At 57.8% G+C, this 18,656-nt stretch carries 18 protein-coding genes; 12 read left to right on the top strand and 6 right to left on the bottom strand.

What is annotated here, in order from left to right; translation table 11 throughout:
- Positions 1–20: 20 nt before the first annotated feature.
- On the bottom strand, positions 21–2,249 hold the full coding sequence (locus tag ACR0MS_RS07445; RefSeq protein ID WP_480571478.1) for a GumC family protein: 2,229 nt from the start codon (positions 2,247–2,249) through the stop codon (positions 21–23).
- Positions 2,250–2,509: 260 nt separating this feature from the next.
- Here ACR0MS_RS07445 and ACR0MS_RS07440 point away from each other — a divergent pair, with 260 nt between their 5' ends.
- The 11 genes from ACR0MS_RS07440 (at position 2,510) to ACR0MS_RS07390 (ending at position 13,468) form a co-directional block, all read left to right on the top strand.
- On the top strand, positions 2,510–3,310 hold the full coding sequence (locus tag ACR0MS_RS07440) for a WecB/TagA/CpsF family glycosyltransferase (RefSeq protein WP_480571481.1): 801 nt from the start codon (positions 2,510–2,512) through the stop codon (positions 3,308–3,310).
- 93 nt (positions 3,311–3,403) lie between these two features.
- Complete coding sequence (locus ACR0MS_RS07435) at positions 3,404–4,276, top strand: sulfotransferase family protein (RefSeq protein ID WP_480571484.1); 873 nt, start codon at positions 3,404–3,406, stop codon at positions 4,274–4,276.
- Between the two features lie 85 nt (positions 4,277–4,361).
- A complete protein-coding gene (locus ACR0MS_RS07430; RefSeq protein WP_480571487.1) occupies positions 4,362–5,327 on the top strand; it encodes a glycosyltransferase family 2 protein in 966 nt (321 codons plus the stop codon).
- A gap of 2 nt (positions 5,328–5,329) precedes the next feature.
- A complete protein-coding gene (locus ACR0MS_RS07425; protein ID WP_480571490.1) occupies positions 5,330–6,265 on the top strand; it encodes a glycosyltransferase family 2 protein in 936 nt (311 codons plus the stop codon).
- A gap of 40 nt (positions 6,266–6,305) precedes the next feature.
- Positions 6,306–8,909, top strand: a complete 2,604-nt coding sequence (locus tag ACR0MS_RS07420) for a glycoside hydrolase family 9 protein (protein ID WP_480571493.1) — start codon at positions 6,306–6,308, stop codon at positions 8,907–8,909.
- Between the two features lie 203 nt (positions 8,910–9,112).
- Positions 9,113–9,544: a hypothetical protein gene (locus ACR0MS_RS07415; RefSeq protein WP_480571496.1), complete on the top strand. Its 432-nt coding sequence runs from the start codon at positions 9,113–9,115 to the stop codon at positions 9,542–9,544.
- Positions 9,541–10,206 (top strand): MotA/TolQ/ExbB proton channel family protein, encoded by a 666-nt coding sequence (locus ACR0MS_RS07410; RefSeq protein WP_480571498.1) that lies wholly within the window; start codon positions 9,541–9,543, stop codon positions 10,204–10,206. The genes ACR0MS_RS07415 and ACR0MS_RS07410 overlap by 4 nt, the downstream gene beginning before the upstream one ends.
- 31 nt (positions 10,207–10,237) lie before the next feature.
- Positions 10,238–10,564 (top strand): ExbD/TolR family protein, encoded by a 327-nt coding sequence (locus tag ACR0MS_RS07405; protein ID WP_480571501.1) that lies wholly within the window; start codon positions 10,238–10,240, stop codon positions 10,562–10,564.
- Positions 10,561–10,938 (top strand): ExbD/TolR family protein, encoded by a 378-nt coding sequence (locus ACR0MS_RS07400; protein ID WP_480571504.1) that lies wholly within the window; start codon positions 10,561–10,563, stop codon positions 10,936–10,938. The genes ACR0MS_RS07405 and ACR0MS_RS07400 overlap by 4 nt, the downstream gene beginning before the upstream one ends.
- Positions 10,935–12,065 (top strand): energy transducer TonB family protein, encoded by a 1,131-nt coding sequence (locus ACR0MS_RS07395; protein WP_480571507.1) that lies wholly within the window; start codon positions 10,935–10,937, stop codon positions 12,063–12,065. The genes ACR0MS_RS07400 and ACR0MS_RS07395 overlap by 4 nt, the downstream gene beginning before the upstream one ends.
- Positions 12,066–12,439: 374 nt before the next feature.
- On the top strand, positions 12,440–13,468 hold the full coding sequence (locus ACR0MS_RS07390; protein WP_480571509.1) for a porin: 1,029 nt from the start codon (positions 12,440–12,442) through the stop codon (positions 13,466–13,468).
- 64 nt (positions 13,469–13,532) lie between these two features.
- On the opposite strand, the gene ACR0MS_RS07385 is transcribed toward ACR0MS_RS07390, so the two are convergent.
- From ACR0MS_RS07385 to ACR0MS_RS07365, 5 genes are read right to left on the bottom strand one after another with little or no spacing between them, the layout of a single operon-like run.
- Positions 13,533–14,075: a DUF3833 family protein gene (locus ACR0MS_RS07385; RefSeq protein WP_480571512.1), complete on the bottom strand. Its 543-nt coding sequence runs from the start codon at positions 14,073–14,075 to the stop codon at positions 13,533–13,535.
- Complete coding sequence (locus tag ACR0MS_RS07380; protein WP_480571515.1) at positions 14,072–14,689, bottom strand: DUF3833 domain-containing protein; 618 nt, start codon at positions 14,687–14,689, stop codon at positions 14,072–14,074. Before ACR0MS_RS07380 ends, ACR0MS_RS07385 begins: the two co-directional genes overlap by 4 nt.
- The gene (locus ACR0MS_RS07375) at positions 14,686–15,909 is read right to left on the bottom strand and encodes an MFS transporter (protein WP_480571518.1); all 1,224 of its coding nucleotides are present in this window, start codon (positions 15,907–15,909) and stop codon (positions 14,686–14,688) included. Before ACR0MS_RS07375 ends, ACR0MS_RS07380 begins: the two co-directional genes overlap by 4 nt.
- Positions 15,909–16,454, bottom strand: a complete 546-nt coding sequence (locus ACR0MS_RS07370) for a hypothetical protein (protein WP_480571521.1) — start codon at positions 16,452–16,454, stop codon at positions 15,909–15,911. The genes ACR0MS_RS07375 and ACR0MS_RS07370 overlap by 1 nt, the downstream gene beginning before the upstream one ends.
- On the bottom strand, positions 16,405–17,739 hold the full coding sequence (locus ACR0MS_RS07365) for an NAD(P)/FAD-dependent oxidoreductase (RefSeq protein ID WP_480571524.1): 1,335 nt from the start codon (positions 17,737–17,739) through the stop codon (positions 16,405–16,407). Before ACR0MS_RS07365 ends, ACR0MS_RS07370 begins: the two co-directional genes overlap by 50 nt.
- Positions 17,740–17,930: 191 nt before the next feature.
- Between ACR0MS_RS07365 and ACR0MS_RS07360 the strand changes: the two genes are divergently transcribed.
- The gene (locus ACR0MS_RS07360) at positions 17,931–18,656 is read left to right on the top strand and encodes an SDR family NAD(P)-dependent oxidoreductase (RefSeq protein ID WP_480571966.1); all 726 of its coding nucleotides are present in this window, start codon (positions 17,931–17,933) and stop codon (positions 18,654–18,656) included.

Here is an 18,656-nt window from a genome sequence, read left to right as displayed (position 1 = left end):
GTAGCTTGACGTGTCAGGCGTTACCCCAGATTGGGGTCCCCATAGTTCTTGGCGCGTTTCAAATCGACGCGCGTCGCAACCAGGGCCGCTGGCCTGACATCAGCGTTTTCCAACTCACGAATGGCCTGAAAGACGGAATTTCTGTGCGTGTTGTTCCATCTGGTAAACAAAATGACCCGCTGGGAAATCTGCGACAGATAGGCCGACTCCACCGCCGCCAGCAGGGGCGGTGTGTCCAATAGGATCACTTCGTACATATCGGACAGGGTAATCAACAGGTTGAGGAACGCCGGAGAGCGCAGAAACTCTTCCACAAGCGTGACTTTTGCTTCGGAATCCAGGTTGCCGGCAAGCGGCAGGATATCCAGCCCATCCTGAGGCGTCGCAACAATGTGTTCCTGAAAGGACGAGGGATTGGCGGTGCAGTACTTCAGTTCATCGACCGACAGTTTCGACAGATCCCGATAAGCAGACGCAACCGTATCGCAGTCAATAATCAGCGTGCGGAATTTTGTCTTGGCGCAGACGGACCCGATCAACAGCAGGGATGATGTTTTCCCTTCGTCCGGCAGCGCGGACGCGCCAGAGAAGATGACGCACCCGTTGTTCGCAAATCCCTGATTGGGCTTGCCGTCCAGACTTTTCGAAAAAAACTCGACCGCTTGCGAAAAGGACGGCTCACCTTGCTGGCGCAGCGACCGCAAACCAACATCACTGCTGGCCAACAGCTTTTTGCCATATCGAATAAATTCGGGGTCCAGCTTTCCGTCATTGGTAAAGAACGCTTCGAATTGTGGAGCGCTTTTGATCTCGGGAAGGATCGCGGACAGCTTCACCCCTGTTGCGCTTTCGAACTCATAGGTGGTTCTGAGCCGCCTTTGAAAAATTTCGCGTGCAACGGTCCAGCCCAGACCGGCGAAGATGATCATGAACATCACGCCGATGGATGTCTGGGACCGCTTGGGTTCCGACGGGTCGACTGAGACGCGGGCCCGCTCAATAAGATGCGCCCCGGCGTCCAGATAATCGCCTTGTTCGGCCCGACGCCCAAGCTGGGACACGAAGTCCCGGTAAATCGCTTCGGTGACCAGGATTTCATTCTCAATCCGCTTGGTAACCGAATCGTGCTGGACCTGTTCGGCCTGTTGGTCTCGAAACACTTGGATGCTGCGATTCAAGTCGTTCAGTTGGTCGTCCAACTGTTCCACCCGTTTTTCGGCAATGTCCTGCGCCGCGCTGAGCCGTTCCAGTGCTTCTTCGGTATTGGAATCCTCTCCAAGATCCGGGGGAAGCAGTCCGATTTGCTTGGCAAAGCCAATCGCGTCCTGGGATTTCCCCTGCGCGCGCAGCGTGTGGATCGTATTGGTTTGTTCCTTGATCCGGGCCAGTTCATTTTCAACCAACTGAGCCCGCCGTTCGGCCTTGATACGCTGGGCCTTGATGGTCGCGTATTCGTCGGGGGAATAGGGAATTTCGATCGAATGCGTTTCCAGATCCGAGCTCAGTTTATTCAGATCATCCCGCAGATGCCCGATCCGCGTTGTAAGCCAACTCTGGGATTGGCTCAGATCATTGCGCTTCATGGTTGTCAGGTTGGACAGATACTCTGACGCAAGGCTGTTGGCGATGTCTGCCGCCTTCTGCGGTGACTTGGCCGTGACCCGAATCTGGTACACCGCCGAAATGTCGCCAATCTGTTCGATCCGCGTGGAATTCAACAGATTTTCGATTGTCGTTTCCCGCGCAAGCTCTTCGGCCGAGCTTTCAGTGTCCACAACCGTGTCATCATCGCTGCTTAGGGCGTTGACCAGACCATTCTTGAGGCTGCGCGCCAATGCGATCGGCGACAGGTTGATACTGGTGTCTTCCCCCGAGAATTCAGGATCCAGATGAAGCTGCATCCGATCGACGACACCCTCGATCAAGTCGGTAGAGCGCAGAAGTTCAAGCTCACTTTCCAGCGAAGTCAGCGATAGCGGCAGACCTGAAACGTAAGGTGTGAACTGCGTTTCGGTCTGAACGCGCGTCTCCATCATGACTTTCGCGCTGGACGTATATTTTGTGTCTGCGGTGTAAGTGAATATATATGCTATAACAGCACCCACAAACCCCATCGCAATGATCCAGGGGAGAGAGCGCCTTATAGCCCAAGCAATATTGGACAGCGTTCTAAGCTCTGGGTCGCCTGCCGAAGCAAGGCTCGTCCCAGAGAGTTCGACATCTAATCCTCGGCGGTACTGATCAGTCATAACAAAAAACAACGTGCGGTAAGGATAGGCCCGAGCATAGTGTCGGCGGGCTTATATCAACAGGGAAATCAACAGATGGCGTCAACAATGGCCCTAGAAAACCATGATTGGCTGCGAAAAGATAGGAAGTTTAAGGGGGTTTGCCATTTCGCACGGGGCTGCGCCAATAAACTGAGCAGTTCGTGGAGTATGTATTAGCGAGAATCGGCAGTCCTGATAACCTGCCGTTACTCTAAGTGTTTTAACCAGTTGGCTATGAGATGAACAAGATTCTCGACAAGCGTTTGTCGCACACAATAGTAGGTGGAATGCCCGTCGCTCTCGCCAGCGACGCCGAACTCACGTCGGCGATGCTGGACGATGTTGAACGGCGCAGGGCCGGGCTGAACCGCCGCGCATTGACGGTGTTCGATTCGAACGCACAGGGAATATCGCTCTATGCCGAAGATGCAAAATTCGCCAAAGCGATAGACTCGGCCGACATCATTCATGCCGACGGGCAGATCGTCGTCTGGGCCTCGAAGTGGACGCAAGGGGCCAAGGGTATCCCCGAACGCACGGCCACCACCGATTTCATCCACTCAGCCGCTGCTGCAGCGGCGAAGAACGACGTAAAGTTCTATCTTCTGGGCAGCACTGAAGAGATTAATCGTGGATGCGCCGAAGAGTTGACCGCGCTGTATCCCGGCCTGAACATCGTGGGCAGGCGAAACGGATATTTCGATGCATCCGAAGAAGAGGCCGTCATCGCGGACATCAACGCAAGCAAGGCGGATATCCTGTGGGTCGGCCTGGGGAAGCCGAAAGAGCAGTTGTTCGCCAATCGCATTGCCTCAAAACTGGACCACTGTGCCTGGATTGTGACCTGTGGCGGGTGTTTTCATTTTGTCGTGGGGGATTATCCGCGCGCGCCTTTGTGGATGCAGAAAATGGGGCTAGAGTGGTTGCATCGCATGGCGACCGGTCCGCGGTATCTGTTCAGAAGGCATATGCGGACGCTGCCGCATGCATTGAGTATTGTGCTCAGAAAAGATGTGCCCAAGCGGTTCGAGCGCAGATAGAAGGGCGCAAAGACTGGCTGAACTGAGTTTCCCGGAGTTCCGCCAGAGGTATTGGTAAGTTGGTTTGTTCAGAAGGGATTTCGCGTGGGGAAGGTGGATTTCATAGGAATCGGTGCGCAGAAGGCTGCGACGACCTGGCTGCATCACGTTTTGTCCGAGCACAGTTCGGTGACGACGAACGATACCAAAGAGCTGAATTTTTTCACCGCGAATTTTGACCGGGGCTACGCATGGTACGAAAGCTGCTTTGCAGATGCTCCCCCCGAAAACATATGCGGAGAGTGTTCTCCAACCTACTTCTTCAGTTCGGATGCACCCCGGCGGGCGCGGGCCTATAACAAGGATCTCAAGCTGATCTGCATCCTCAGGGATCCGATTGGGCGTGTGTTCTCGAACCATTTGCATGAAATTCGCAAAGGCCACATCGCGCCCTCGACTTCGGTCGAGGCGGGTCTGGCCCAAAACCCCGCCTATGTGCAGCAAAGTCAGTACAAGACCAACCTGGAAAACTGGCTGCAGCACTTTGACCGGGACGCTTTGCTGGTTCTGTTTTCCGAGGAAGTGGCCGCAAATCCCGACGAGTCTTATGACCAGATCTGCGGGCATCTTGGCCTCTCGTCCCGGGAAGGGTCCGAGGCGATTTCAGAAAGGTTTCATGAAAACATCACCTACAGGAATAAGACTTTGCAAAAGTCGCTTCGGTTTGGCGGCGATATGATGCGATCACTGGGAATGGGTGACGGGGTGAAAAAGCTGAAGACCCTTCCGGGTTTGAAACAGATGCTGTCGATGAACAAGCAGCATTTGAAAATCATGGTTCCGCCGCCCACGTCTGAAACGCGGGAAAGACTGGCGAACCAGTTCAGGCCCGACATGGAATTCGTGGCTGAACTGACAGGGCGTGAAACCTTGCCATGGTCCACCTGGAGCGATCTGCGACCGGCGGATGCCGAGGCAAAGGGATAACCATGCAGGGATCATCGGCGACGCATAACATTGGCAGGACCGGCGCAAGAAACCGGAACTGCAAGAACAGAAACATGCTTTGCCGATGACGGGTGAGCAGTCACATAACGACGTGCCGCATGTTGCCATCTGCATTGCAACTTACCTGCGCCCTCAGGGTTTGCGGTCTTTGGTCGAAAGCCTGAACCGGCAGAAGATAGAAGTTCCCGGAATTCGTGTAACCTTGGTGATTGCCGATAACGCACCCGACGCCCCTGCGACGGATGCGTTGGGTGATATCCAGAAGTTGAGCCATTGGCCGGTGATCTACACCGTTGAATACGAACGCGGAATCGTGTCGGCACGCAACAGAACGCTGAGCGAAGCCCCGATTGACGCAGATTACATCGCCTTTCTGGACGATGATGAAGTGGCATCCGAGGACTGGCTGGCGCAGATGCTGCAGACGATGACCCTGCCGGAAACTGTCGCCGTGCAAGGGGCGGTAGAGCCCCGGTACCAGCAACCGCCACCGGACTGGATCGAGGCGCTTAATCTCTTTCGCATGGGTCCTTATGCGCAGGGGGCCATGCTACCGGCTGCGGCGACGAATAACGCGATGGTGGATGCGGCGGTCATTCGGGACCGTGGCCTGCGGTTCGATCCGCGCTTCAACATAACCGGGGGCGAAGATGAAGAGTTCTTTTCTCGGCTGCGGGAAGGTGGTGGAATGATCCGGGCCGCAGCAGATGCACTGGTTTGGGATGATGTGCCGGAAAACCGTTTGACATTGCGCTGGCTTGGCCGACGGTGGTTCCGAATGGGCAATACGTTAAGCCGCATCGCCCTGATCCGGCGGCAAGGTATTGCGATGCGTGCCCTGAAAAGCGTTGCGGCCATGGGTTGGGGTGCGCTGACCTGTTTGTGCCTCGGCTTTGGCTCTCGGGCCAGGTTTTACAGGGGGTGGCTCGAAATTCTCAGGGGGGCGGGCATGGTCGCGGGACTGCTGCGCTTTGACTTTGCGGAATACAGCAGTGCGGCCGTCAAAGTCGATCGCGTGAAGGAGGGATGATTGTGCAGCGTGCCTCTGACGACCCGGGTTTTTCGATTGTCATTCCGGCCCGCAACATGGAGCGGTTTCTGGACGAAACGCTTCTGAGTGTGCAGGACCAGACGTTTCGGGATTTTGAGGTGATCTGCATCGACGATGGTTCAACGGACAACACCCGAGAAATTGCGGAGCGTTTTGTAAAAGCGGATGGCAGGTTTCACGCCGTGGACGGCCCGGCCAAAGGTGTCAGTGCGGCCCGAAATCTTGGCTTGAGCCTTGCCAAAGGAAAGTTTGTTCTGTTTCTGGACGCTGATGACCTGCTGCATGCGCAGGCATTGAGCACATTTTCCGAAGCTCTGAAAAACACCGACGCCGTTGCCGCTGTTGCTGGGGTTCAGAGAATCGACGTGGACGGGCAGCCCATGCGCGGGGCTGACAACCGCCAGCTTGTGCCGGATCACGATCAGTTGGCTGCGTTGTTGCGCAAAAACTTTGTGGTCAATGGGGGGGCATTGGCCATCCGAACCGAATGCGCCCAGCGCTGCGGTGGGTATGATGTAGCGCTGGTCAACGGTGAAGACTGGGAATTCTGGTGCCGCCTTGCCCTGCTGGGTGAATTCATTGTTGTGTCTGGGCCTGCTTTGCTGAAGTACCGCCAAGTCGCCAGCGGTGCCAATTTCGGGGCGCGCGGCCCGGTATTTGCGCGGCGTGTACCTTGTATCGAACAAATTGCGGCGAACCCTTTGATGAAAGAGCGGTTCGGGTCGCGGTTGCGGTCGCTCCTGCGCGCGCGGCAAATTGATATCTTCTGGTCAGGCGTGCGAAATCAGTACCAATATGGGCGCAAGTCGGCGGCCCTGTTCGAAGGCGCCTGCGGTGCTGTTTTGTACCCCGACAGCCTGCTGCGCCCCCGCTTGATCTGGCGATTTCTGCAGAGTTTGGATCGGACGGCGAAATGAGGTACGGTCGCCCTGTTGATCCTGGGGGAGTATGCGTCTCATGATGTTCTCGCGACGTGCCATACTGCTTCAGGGTACGGCTTTGGCGGTGTCCGCCCCTATTGCGATCGGGCTGGTATCTTCGTTGGGGGCGGATAGTCAGGGCGAAACCCAGATGGGTTTCGTGGGCGATGACACCGTTCAGATCACGGTCATCGACACACTGTTCGAAAGATCCGATCCGGTGGCCGTCAAGCCCGAAGACAATCGCGAATGGATTCCCGATCCTTATGTCTCATTTGGCTCGGTTGGTCGGCTCAACAGGCAGGACGGCTATTTTTCAGGTGATGCCAATGTCACCCAGCCACAGCTTTTCACAGCTTGGCCCAAAGTCTTGTCCGACAGCAGGTTGTCCGGTTTCCGTACCGGAACCGAACCGCACCAGCAGCACGCGCTTGCAGACCAACCAGAAAATTGGCGTGTTACCGTCAACGGACACCCCGCCACCGTCGTTGCGTTGTATCGCAAGTCTACCCCGATCCGGACCGAGGCCTTGGATGTCCGCCGTTGGGACAGCACCAAGCGTCACGTTTTGACATTCGTATTGGACCGCCCGATCCCGGAAAGGGCGGCCCTTTCCTTCAAAGGACCCTCTGTCGCTGAAATTCAGGGTCAAAAGCCTGCCTCAACCTTCAGCGAAGCCGTGCATGTCTGTCAGGCAGGATATCCGCTGCAAGGCCCCAAAAAGGCTTATGTCGGAGAGTGGTGGGGGCATGACCAGAACGGAACGGCTGGTAACACAGACGCGGTTCTTTCGGAACAAACCGGCTGGCGCTTGATTGATGAGCTGGACGGCACGGTTGTGCGCACCGGCAGTCTGGTGCTTGCCAAACCCGCGACCGAACCACACCGGGATGAAGAAAACTTCAACGGCTGCGATATCTATCAGGCCGATTTCTCGGATTTGGACAGCAATGGCGACTATCATCTGCACGTGGACGGTCTGGGGGTCTCCTTTCCCTTCAAGGTTTCCGACGCGCCTTATGCCGATGCGCTAAGGTTGGCTGCGCGTTGGTATTATCATCAAAGATCGGGATGCGAGATTGCCGAACCTTTTGGGGAAGGCAGAACCCGCCCCCGCAATGGTCATCCCGAAGATGGGCTGGTGGTGTGGCAGACCGAAGTGCAGCTTGGACGAACATCCGAGGGCTATGACGGGTCGAGCGTTTTCAAGATATTGCGCGAGCAACCGATTGGAAACGCGAGTCTGCAGGGCTCCACCGCGTCATGGTCCGAGGACCTCAACCCAAATGCCTGGGGGGGATGGCACGACGCAGGCGATTGGGACCGCCGCATTCAGCACACCGATGTCGTCTATCACATGGCCCATATCGTCGAGTCGTTCGACTATGCCCGCACACTGGACCTGAATATCCCCGAAAGCGGCAGATCATTTTCCGACGAATCCGTGCGTGCCCGTAAGAACGAGGCCGATCGCGGGGACGGAGAGACCGTTCTTCCCGATCTGATACACGAGGCATTGTGGGGCATTTCCCTGTGGCGCAGAACCCAGCGCGAGGATGGCGGCATAGGCGGGGGGGTTGAATACTCGAACTCGGGGATATTCGGCTCGGTCTCGTGGAATCCGGTTCAGATCGCATATAGCTATGGTCCGGAAGATTGGGCCTCGTACTGGTTTGCCTTTAGTGCGGCGAAACTGGGTCACGTCATCAAGCACGTGTGCGGTGACGCCGTTCTGGGCGACAGCCTCATCGACGAGGCAGTGCGCGCCTGGCATTGGGCCGAGCAGGAGTTTTTGTCCAAAAACCCTTATGCACCCGCGCCACTGAACGAAGACGGAACCGAGCCAAAACCGGAAAAATGGGTGAGCGTTGTCTCGCGGTCCCGTGTCGCTGCCGCCGCAAGTATCTATCGCGCCAGCGGGGATGCGACGGCCTTGAAGGTGTTTGAGGATAACAACCCGTTCGAGCCCTTGTCTGACAATCCCGCCGTGGGCATTCAACGTGAGATCTTCCAGTTCTCATATTATGAATATCTACAGGCTGGACGGGAAGGCAGGCCAACACATCCCGAGATCGTCAAGTCGATCAGCGGCTGGATCAGGTATCGCGCCAACAGGGGCGAGCGTATGGGGCAAGACTTTGGCCTGCACAGCACGGCGACGTATCCGTGGGGTCCGGGTTGGCTTCGGTTTGGGCCGGGGTCGAATTGGCGGGCCGCGCATTTTGCCCTGTATTTCGCGGCCAATGGCGCGCTTCCGCCTGAAATGCAGGCAGCAGTGGTCGAAGGGATGTGGTTCGGACTGGGGTGCAATCCGGCCAATGTAAGCTTTGTTCAGGGGTTGGGTCGCCGGGATTATGCCGATCCGTTGTTGATTGATGGGCGCGGCAATCCACCCATTCCCGGCCAGATCAGCTTTGGCGTCGCTGGCGGCGTGATGCACAAATGGGAACAGCAAAAGACCGACGGATCAATCTATCCGACCGACCAGCTGGCCTGGCCGAAATATGCCCAGATCTTCGAAAGCCGGACAATCGCGATCTCGTCCGAGCACGATATCAAGGCCAACGCCATGGAGTGGCTGATCGCATGCGCCATGGTCAATTATCGAAAACCAGAAGCGCCCCCCGAGCACGACGGGTAGAGGACGGCCCAGCGCATGTCGAACCACTGGCGCGATTGCTATGTGTGTCTTTCAACGGCGGAAATCCGAGCACGGGTAATCGCATAGGGTCACAATGGTGTCGGTGACCCTTTCTTGCCCTAACTGTCTTGGATATGACGGTTACAGCGCCCGTCGGACATGCCGGTCGCCGATGCCTGCGTCGAACAATTGGGAGCGCGCAAATGAAGTTTCGCCCTGTGGTGCTTGCCGCGATAATCGTTTCACTACCGCTTACAGCCGTTGCGCAGTCCGAGGACGCGGACCAGACCGGGCTGTTGTTGGAACTGAACACTCTACAGGATGTCGAAGGGGCCTGCCGTTTGACGTTTCTGGTCGACAACAAGACAGGGTCCGAAATAGATGCGGCAAGTTTCGAGACGGTGATATTCGATGCGTCGGGCAGTGTCGTCAGTCTGTCGCTGTTCAACTTCCGTGATCTGCCCGCGGGTCGGCCGCGTGTGCGTCAGTTTGATTTGCCGGGCATGACATGCGCAGGGGTGGGCCGGGCGTTGATCAACGGTGCAAACACCTGCGTAGTTGCGGGTGCGGACAGTCAACTGTGCGATGACAATCTGAAGCTGAACAGCCGGACAGAAGTGGAGTTACTTGGATGAGCCCGCTGGACGCATTGCGCGAAATCCTGGCCCTTGGCGGGCCGGTTGTTGGAATTCTCATCGCGATGTCCGTGGTGACACTTGCGGTGACGCTTTACAAACTCTGGCAGTTTGCCGTGTCGGGCGTCGGGCGGCACCGTGTGTTGTCGCAGGCGCTTGCGGCATGGGATGATGGTGATGTTCGGGGCGCGCGTGCGCGATTGGCCGAAAGCCGCAGCTATCTTGCTCCGCTTGTCGGGGTCGCAATGGACGCGCCGGACACGCCCGGGCTGGACCAACGGCTGGACGCCGAGGCAGGGCTGGCACTGGCGGGGCTGGAACGAGGGTTCCGGCTGTTGGACACTGTGGCCCAGCTTGCGCCTTTGCTGGGTCTGTTTGGCACCGTGCTTGGCATGATCGAAGCCTTCCGCAGCCTTCAATCCGCAGGCTCAACGGTCGATCCGTCCTTGCTGGCCGGTGGTATCTGGGTCGCGCTGATCACGACGGCCGTGGGACTGGCTGTTGCCATGCCCACCTCGATGGTTCTGTCCTGGTTCGAAAGCCGCACGGCGCGCGAACGGGTTTTCGCGGATAAGGCTCTGCGCACGGTGCTGGTGCCGGGTCAGGGTATTCCCGGCCCAGTCGATACCTCTGCGACGGCCGTCGCGCCCGAGCATGCGTAACCCTGCACCGTTCGTCAGGCGAAGATTGTCGATGACGCCGCTCATCGACGTCATCTTTCTGTTGCTGCTGTTTTTCATGCTGTCATCAACTTTCGCCAAATACGGCGAGATCGAGTTGAGCAATGCGACAGGCGGAGGCGCGGCCTCAGAAACCCCGGCAGAGCGGCATTTTGTGCAGCTTGGAACCGACCGGCTTGATCTGAACGGTGCGCCGATCACACTGGATGAGCTGGGTAATCAGCTTGAAACCGGGCAGGTTCTTGTCAGTCTTGACCCCGATACGACGTCGCAGCGTCTGGTTGACCTGTTGGTCCGGTTGCGCGGGCGTGATGGCCTCAGCGTATTGGTGCTGGAATGATCCGGTCGATGCGTCCCCACCGCAAACGCGATTCCACCATCGCGCTGATCAACGTCGTTTTCCTGATGCTGATCTTTTTCCTGATCGCGGGCACCGTGGCACCGCCGTTGGATCCTGATCTGGATCTTGTCGATACGTCGGATCTTGAAGGCCGCGAACCGCCCGATGCCCTGATCCTGCATGAGGATGGCCGCGTCAGCTTTCGTGGCCAGACGACCGATGCCCAAGCCTATATGGAGGGTCGCGACCCCGGCGCGGTCCGGATCGTTCCCGACCGTGCAGCACCCGCCCCCCGTCTGATCGAGGTTACCGGCGAATTGCGCAGGCTGGGCGCGACCTCGGTTTACGTGGTCACCGAAAAGGCGCTGGAATGATCCGGGGTTCGGTCGTCATAGCGGCTGTGGCCATTTTAGTATCGCTGTTTGTTCATGTGATGGGCCTGACATTCACGGCCCCAAGCCTGTCGGAACAACCAACCAGTGAACGCCCGGCGGACACCGTGGCGCTGGGCAACACCTTCGAAGACCTTGCCGAAGTGATTGCCGAGCCGGTTGAGCCGGACCCACCCGAAGCGCCTGAACCACCTGTCGAAGCACCGGAAGAACCGCCCGAGGTGCCTGTCAGCGAGGCGCTTGTTGCATCCGACAACCCGCAGGTGACACCCTCGCCGGATTTAGGGGATGCAGAGGTCGTGCAGCCGGTTGTGACCGAGCCTGTTGAGCCGGATGTGGCTGAGACCGAGAACACGTCAGAAGGTGACAACGCCGCCAGCCAGGAGGTGGATGAGACACCACTGGTGGAACCATCCGAAGTAACAGAAACACTCGAAGGTGCCCCTGACGCGGTTGCGACACAGGTTGAACCCGTCGTGCCCGAGCCGCAACAGCTTGCCGCGCTGCCGCCACCCGAAGCCGCACCTGTTCCCGAAGTGTCGCCTGTCCCGGTGGTGCCGCTGGAAAACGAAGCTATTGAGCCAGACCTGTCGACGCCGGCAGAATCCGCGGATGAAACCGATGAAACCTCGGATCTGGCGGTGACCTCTTCGATACGCCCACAACGGCCGGAGCGCACGCCCGCCCCGCAAAGACAGGGGGTTCAAGGCGGGGCGCGGGATTTCAGCGCTCTTAGATTCCCATCGCAGGAGGTCGAGTCGCCACTGACCACGTACCGGCGCAGGGGGATCGACGCATTCACTTCGGGTAACACCGGCAGCCGCTCTGGTGGGCGCGGTCCGGGGAACTCGAACACGACCAATTATGCGGGCCAGGTACTGGTTCATCTCAACCGCGCGCCGGTGGTATTTGTGTCTGCCCGAGGATTTGCGCAGGTGTTTTTCGAGATCAACCCGGATGGAACGCTGGCGTGGGTCGATGTCGTGGACAGCTCCGGATCGTCCGAAGTAGACCGCGCGGCCAGAGCGCAGGTGCGCGCGGCCTCGCCTTTCCCGCCGCCACCGGGCGGGGTGAGCCGGAAACTCTCGTTCTTTTATACAAGCAACTGACGCGTCCCGCAGGCAGATCAACCGCGCATTTCTCGGCACGATTCCCACGCGGGATTCCTGACATTTAGGTAAAAGCTCAGGTGGTCAAAAATTGTGCAATTACAGCCGACGGTAATCTTTCCCAGATTTAAAGAGGCGGCTTTGTATTTCTGCGTTCAACTTATTGAAACGATTCCTGAGAGTTTATTTAAGACATTGTAAATAAACATAAAAAGTTGTCTCATTTCAGTGAGGATGTTGTGCAAACTTGCAACAGAATTCCGTCCTCTCAATTTGAAACGCTGTGGAGCCATTGTGCGCGCAGGGTTTTTCTTTGAAGAAGCAGCCAGCTGCCATTGTGTGGCTACACTCCTCTCAAAACTAATGGATCAACCATGAAAAAAGTTCTCTTTGCATCGACTGCGCTGCTTGCAACCGCAAGTGTTGCTGCCGCAGAAGTTCGGTTCAGCGGTTACGGCCGTTTTGGTATCGGTTACCAGGAAGATCGCACTGGCACGGTTGCGAACTTCACCACCACCGCAAGCGGCGATATCGTTCGTGGAACCGGCACCACCGCAAGCGCCACCGTTGACACCGACAACACCATTCTGGTCTCGCGTTTCCGTCTGAACATCGACGCAAATGTCGAAACCGACAGCGGCGTTGAATTCCAGGGTCGTGTTCGTCTGCAAGCTGACGACGACTCGGGCAATGGCGAGCAGAACGAAGCCGGTCTGAACGGCGCACGTTTCTCGGTCATCTACAGCGGTCTGCGCGTTGACGCCGGCAACGTCTCGGGTTCGTTCGACAACCTGGGTGACTACTTCGGCACCGAGCCGGGCCTGGAACAGTTCCTGGGTCAGTACTCGGGCGTCAACTACTCGTTCCTCGAGTACAGCTCGACCGGTTCGGGCGCGAACGGCGTGTTCTTCCAGTACGCAGTTGGCGACCTGTCGTTCGGTGCTTCGTATGACCAGCGCACCCTGGCTCTGGCGGGTCAACCGCAAGACGCGGACCGTTGGGACATCTTCGCAAGCTACGTCTTCAACAACATCACCGCATCGCTGGCCTATGGACAGACCGATCTGGTTGACGGCGAAGATCAAAGCCTGACCGTCTTCACGCTGGGCGCTGAACTGGGCGACTTCTATGGCACCCTGTTCGTTGCAGACGATGACGTCATCGACGATGCGGAAAACGGCACCGCATACGGTTTCTCGGTTTCTTATGACCTGGGCGCGGCAACCACCCTGCAGTTGGTTTACGGCGACGGTTCTGCTGACGACGACACCCGCAACATCGGTGTTGGCGCCATCTACGACCTGGGCGGCGGTGCATCGCTACGCGGCGCAGTTGGTGAAATCAAAGACGGTGACGCCGACGGCCGCATCCGTGCTGATTTCGGTGCTCAGTTCAACTTCTAAGTTGACCTGAACCATCAAGGTTCAAGGGCGGGTCGTGTGACCCGCCCTTTCTTGTTTTCGCTTTCTACTTCTTTTCGAAAAACAGAATGACTTCGCCCAACCGGACACCGTACCGCGAGACATAGGCGCGGTTCAGCAGGCGATCGTCCAACAGCAGCCACATCCAATCATCGAAATTGACCCGCATCGTGCCGTCCTTCACGGGCAGGTCGATCTTGTATTTCCAGTTGAACGTGTCTCCACGCTCCATTCCGCTGGCGGTTCCAAGTACGCCGGGCGCGGTGCCGGTCCAGGTGTCTTCGCCCGTTTTGGTCAGTGTCCAGATCCGCTGTTCCGTGGCCCCATCGTCATAGACGAAATCCTCAACCAGCGTCAGGGTTTCACCATCCCATGTGCCCTCGATATCGACAGTGAACCGACGCGGGACGTTGCCCAGAATGTCCTGAAACTGGCCATATGCGACGGTCTTGCCTTCAAAAAACTCTTCCAGATTCAACTGGCGATCAGACAAGAAGGTTTTGGGCACGCGGGGTTTGGCCGAGCAGGATGCCAGAACGGTCACACCGACAATCGCAATCGTCGAGATCAGAAAGCGCCTCCAGTTCATTGAACCGTCCTCGTTTCCGGCGCGCTGTCATAGCCGTTCGCACCGTTTAGATGGGCGGCCTTTGCCTCGGGTGCAGGGCGCATCGTTGCAACCAGTTCGGCGACCTTGATGCCGAATTTGCGCATCTCGGACCTGTTCATGATCACCCCGTTTTCGGTCAGGTACATCCAGTCGGTCACATCCAGCGTGTGCCCTCCGGCGTCTTCGGGCAGGATGATGCGATAGGTCAATTTGACGGTCGCGCCCGAAATCGTACCTTTCCCTTCGCCCACGATGTCATCCGCTGTTGCGGTAAAGGTGTTCCCGGTGCCAAGTGTCAGATACCACTTGCGAGTCATGTCCTTGCCGTTGGAATAAGTGAAATATTCGGCCAGCGTTCCGGTGTTTCCGTCCCATTCCCCGACCATGCGGGCAACAAAACTGTTCGACATCTTGCCGTTGGGCCCATAGATCAACCCTTCGGATAGGATTTCACCGTTCAGCGCCTCTTTCATTTTGAACGTGGGTCCGGTCCCGGCATAGTCCGCAGGCGATTGCGCGCGAAAGCTCAGAAAGCGGCCTCTGGCGATCAGAAAGACGAGGATGGCGAGTAGTAGGGCAACAACGAAAGTCATTTGGCTGATACCTCAGTTGGCAGCGTCAGGACCATTCCAAACGCGCCGAGTTTCAGGATGCAGGGCAATACGGCATAGGCGAGGTTGAGCGTCTGCAGAGCCGCCGCCGAATTGGTTTGTCCCGGTGTGAAGCCGCTGCGTTCCAGCAATGGCAGAGTGAAGAAGGCCGCGAGCGCAAGGCCCAGCTTGCCAGCAAAGGACCAGATGCCAAACGCAGCCGATGCGTTCAGACCCGCACGGGTCAGGGCGACCGAGAACATTGCGGGCAGCACAACCATGTCCGCACCCAACGCCGCACCAGAAGCCAGACAGATCAGGGCGAACCCGGTCAGGTTTCCAGCAGATAAGGTGGCCGCACCGATAAACCCCGCAATCGCCAATGGCATCGCGATCATCAGAGTCTGTTTCGGGCCAATTCTATTGCTGAGACGTGCCCACAAGGGAACGCTTGCCCCGGCGCTGAGGAAAAACAGGATCAGCAGTGGACCAGCCTTGCCGGGCAGTTGCAGGCGGTCTTCTACAAAAAACAGAAACAGCGTCGATGTTATCGCAACGGGCAAGCTGTTGATCAGCGCCAGCGCCAGCAGACGCAGCGCCCCGGCCTGCCCCAGCCCGGCAACGGACAATCCCTGGCCGGTGATCGGGGTGCGCTGCCAGATAGGAAAGGTCACGATCAGCGTGATGATAGCCAGACCACCCAGAAACAGACCAAAGGCAGGGTAGCCCTGAGCACCCGCGCCAAAGGCCACAAACAGGGCGGGTGCGCTTGCGGCAAGAACGACTCCGGCCAGTTGCCCACCTTCGCGATAGGCTGCAAGGGTCATCAGCTCTCTGGCATCGGCGCGTTTTGCCAGCGTCGCGCTGCGGCCATAGAGCAGGATGGTCCCAAGGCTGTAGGCGGAAAAGAGAAGTATCAAAACAGACACTAACGCATTCAGTTTCGCCCCATCGGGCAGGGAAAACAGCAATGGAAACCCAACAGCGAGGCCAAGTGCGGCCAGGGTCGCAAACAGCACCTGCGCCCGCGGCCAGCGATCTATGGCCCAGCCGATCAGGGGATCCTGTATCAGGTCCACCAGACGGATCACCAAAAGAACGGTCCCGATAACCCCCAGCCCAATACCAAGATTGACGGCAGCAAAACGCGGCAGATGAATATAGAGCGGAATACCCGCCGCAGCGAGCATCAGCGCATAGAGACTGACGCGCGGGTACAGCATCACTGCCCCTTCAACTGTCGGGTAAAGCTGGCGCTTCGCGTGTCTGCGCCAAGGAAAATGGACATGAAGGCCCGTTTTGCGCCGGGATAGGACAGGGTGCAGGTCTTCTGGCCGTTGCGCCAGAACCCGACCATGTTGGGGCCTTCGGATATCGCGATATAGCTGTCGCCCTTGCCGACCGCCTTATAGCACCCCTCAAGCGCGCTTTGCGGCGGCGCGGGATTTCCCTGCCGCGCCATCTCCTCCAACGTGGACTCGACCAGAGCCTTTTGCTTGAGTGTCTTCCTATATGTCAGCTTCAGGCCAAAATCGGCGTCCCAACTGAACGCCGCGCCGTTCGGAGTGAAAAGCTGCGCGTCATAAACCGGTATGCCCAGAAATCGGAAGGTTGCACTGCCAATCTGCTGCGGGCTGGACAGGGTTTGCGAGATCGGCGAAGCCGCCAGCCCGCCCGGTATCAGTACCGTAAGGGATACCAGTGCGGCGCAGCAGGTATCAAAGATCCGCTGAGACAGGGATGGCCGGATCTTTTGCAAGAATGCCATTTTCAGCTCCGAGGGTTTGCGGGGCGCCGTTCAAAAGCCCGACGACATGCATCGCGCTGGCGATCCCGTCTTCGTGAAAACCGTGCCGGTTATAAGCACCGGCAAACCAGGTTCGGTTCTGTCCCTGCATCTCGCGGATTTGCCCTTGGGCTTTCAGGGCTGCCTTGTCGAATACCGGATGCGCAAACTCGACCTGATCATAGATTTTATCCGCAGGAATGTCTGAACCTGCGTTGAGCGATACAAACAATGGATCGCTGTCGGGGATGTTCTGCAAACGGTTCATCCAGTAGGTCACGCCCACGTTTCCAGCCTGCGAGCGGTAGGTCCAACTGGACCAGCACGCGCGTCGCCGGGGCATCTGGCGGGGGTCGCAATGCAGGATCGCGGTGTTCGGCTGATACCGGATCGCGCCCAGAGCGTCCCTTTCGGCAGGTGTCGCGCTGTCGCCAAGGATGGTCAGCGACTGATCGGAATGGGTGGCCAGAATGATCTCGTCAAACTGGTCGACCTGTCCCTGGCTGTGAACCGTGACACCGGTATCGTCGCGCTGCACGTGATCAACGGGTGCGGCCAGGCGGATGTCGCAGCCGCGCCCGCGCAGCGCAGCATCTATGCGGCGGACATATTCGACGCTGCCGCCTTTGACCGTGTACCACTGGTGTTGTTTGGCGCGTCCGCTGGCCAAAAGCGCGTGGTTGCGGAAAAACTGCACCAGAGACCGCGCCGGGAACTGATCCACGAACTCGACCGGGGTCGACCAGATCGCACCGCACATCGGCATCAGGTAGTTGTGGCGGAACCAGTGACCAAGACGCAGTTGGTCAACCAACTCACCGATTGTGGTGTCATCGTCCTGCGCCGCAATGGGGGCCTCTTTGCCGAACCGCAGGATGTCTGCGATCATCTTGTAATAGGCCGGACGCGCCAGATTGCGTTTCTGAGCCGTCAACGTGCGTAGGTTGTTCAGGCCGTATTCGATGCGGCCATTGTCGATTGTCGCGCCAAAACTCATTTCCGATTTGATAACGGGAACATTCAGCTCATCGAACAGTTTGGTCAGATAGGGGTAGGTCACATAGTTGAAGACGATGAAACCTGTATCCACCGGCTGATCGCCATTCTTGCCGGCCATCACCGTTCTGGCGTGGCCGCCCAGTCTGGGCTCGGCCTCAAAGACGGTCACGTCGTTATTTTCTGAAAGGTAGTAAGCTGCGGAGAGACCTGAGATTCCTGCGCCAATTACTGCGATTTTTTTCCGGACGCCCCGGGATTCATCGAACATTCAAGCCTCGTTATGTGACATTTTACAATAAGATACGCAGACTGGGCCGGGGTGGATCAATCAGGTTATGAGAAATTCAGCAAAGAACACTGCCAAGTCTTCAGGCGTTGAGACCCGTTTTCGGTCCCGGCGCGTGATCCATTGCCTTGGCGTGGCCGTAAAAGCATCACATGGAACGGATCGGTCGACGCATGAGCAGCTTTGATGGAAAAACCTATTGGATTATCGGCGCAAGCGAAGGCTTGGGGCGTGCTCTGGCCGACGCGCTTGGCCGTCAGGGGGCGCACCTGATCCTGTCCGCGCGCAATGCGGACCGTTTGGATGAAATCTGCGCAGGGCTTCCCAATGCCCGGTCTGTTCCGATGGATGTGACCGATTTAGACTCTGTTCGTGATGCAGTGGCCAAGGCTGGGGCTGTTGATGGGTTGGTCTACAACGCAGGCGCTTATGATCCGATGCGCAGTGCTGACTGGAACACCGAAGCGGCCTTGGCCATGAGCGATGTCAACTATCTGGGTGCCGTTCGCGTGTTGGGGGAAACAGTTCCGGGATTTGTTCAAGCTGGGCGCGGTGAGATCACCCTGATCGGGTCCCTGGCGGGCTATCACGGTCTGCCGGCCGCTATCGGGTATGGGGCAAGCAAGGCGGCGTTGATTTCCTTGGCGGAAACCATGCGCCATGACCTGGCCGGAACCGGCGTCACGGTGCGCATCGTAAACCCGGGTTTCATCAAAACCCGCCTGACCGAGAAGAACAGTTTCAAGATGCCGATGCTGATGACGCCCGAGGATGCAGCCGCCCACGTGGTCAAGGCAATGTCGCGGCGTCGGTTCCGCACCGATTTCCCGGCCCCGTTTTCCTGGGTGATCCGGTTGATCGACTATCTGCCGGATATTCTTGTTTATCGCGGAAAATAG

The organism is Ruegeria sp. CJ2 (assembly GCF_056536745.1).
The sequence above is the reverse complement of the archived record's forward strand: the minus strand, read 5'-3'. Positions and strand labels throughout refer to the sequence as shown.

Coding starts and splice junctions, on each gene's coding strand:
- ACR0MS_RS07445 (WP_480571478.1), bottom strand. CDS start 2,249: ATGACTGATCAGTACCGCCGAGGATTAGATGTCGAACTCTCTGGGACG.
- ACR0MS_RS07440 (WP_480571481.1), top strand. CDS start 2,510: ATGAACAAGATTCTCGACAAGCGTTTGTCGCACACAATAGTAGGTGGA.
- ACR0MS_RS07430 (WP_480571487.1), top strand. CDS start 4,362: ATGACGGGTGAGCAGTCACATAACGACGTGCCGCATGTTGCCATCTGC.
- ACR0MS_RS07420 (WP_480571493.1), top strand. CDS start 6,306: ATGATGTTCTCGCGACGTGCCATACTGCTTCAGGGTACGGCTTTGGCG.
- ACR0MS_RS07415 (WP_480571496.1), top strand. CDS start 9,113: ATGAAGTTTCGCCCTGTGGTGCTTGCCGCGATAATCGTTTCACTACCG.
- ACR0MS_RS07410 (WP_480571498.1), top strand. CDS start 9,541: ATGAGCCCGCTGGACGCATTGCGCGAAATCCTGGCCCTTGGCGGGCCG.
- ACR0MS_RS07405 (WP_480571501.1), top strand. CDS start 10,238: ATGACGCCGCTCATCGACGTCATCTTTCTGTTGCTGCTGTTTTTCATG.
- ACR0MS_RS07400 (WP_480571504.1), top strand. CDS start 10,561: ATGATCCGGTCGATGCGTCCCCACCGCAAACGCGATTCCACCATCGCG.
- ACR0MS_RS07395 (WP_480571507.1), top strand. CDS start 10,935: ATGATCCGGGGTTCGGTCGTCATAGCGGCTGTGGCCATTTTAGTATCG.
- ACR0MS_RS07390 (WP_480571509.1), top strand. CDS start 12,440: ATGAAAAAAGTTCTCTTTGCATCGACTGCGCTGCTTGCAACCGCAAGT.
- ACR0MS_RS07385 (WP_480571512.1), bottom strand. CDS start 14,075: ATGAACTGGAGGCGCTTTCTGATCTCGACGATTGCGATTGTCGGTGTG.
- ACR0MS_RS07380 (WP_480571515.1), bottom strand. CDS start 14,689: ATGACTTTCGTTGTTGCCCTACTACTCGCCATCCTCGTCTTTCTGATC.
- ACR0MS_RS07375 (WP_480571518.1), bottom strand. CDS start 15,909: ATGCTGTACCCGCGCGTCAGTCTCTATGCGCTGATGCTCGCTGCGGCG.
- ACR0MS_RS07370 (WP_480571521.1), bottom strand. CDS start 16,454: ATGGCATTCTTGCAAAAGATCCGGCCATCCCTGTCTCAGCGGATCTTT.
- ACR0MS_RS07365 (WP_480571524.1), bottom strand. CDS start 17,739: ATGTTCGATGAATCCCGGGGCGTCCGGAAAAAAATCGCAGTAATTGGC.
- ACR0MS_RS07360 (WP_480571966.1), top strand. CDS start 17,931: ATGAGCAGCTTTGATGGAAAAACCTATTGGATTATCGGCGCAAGCGAA.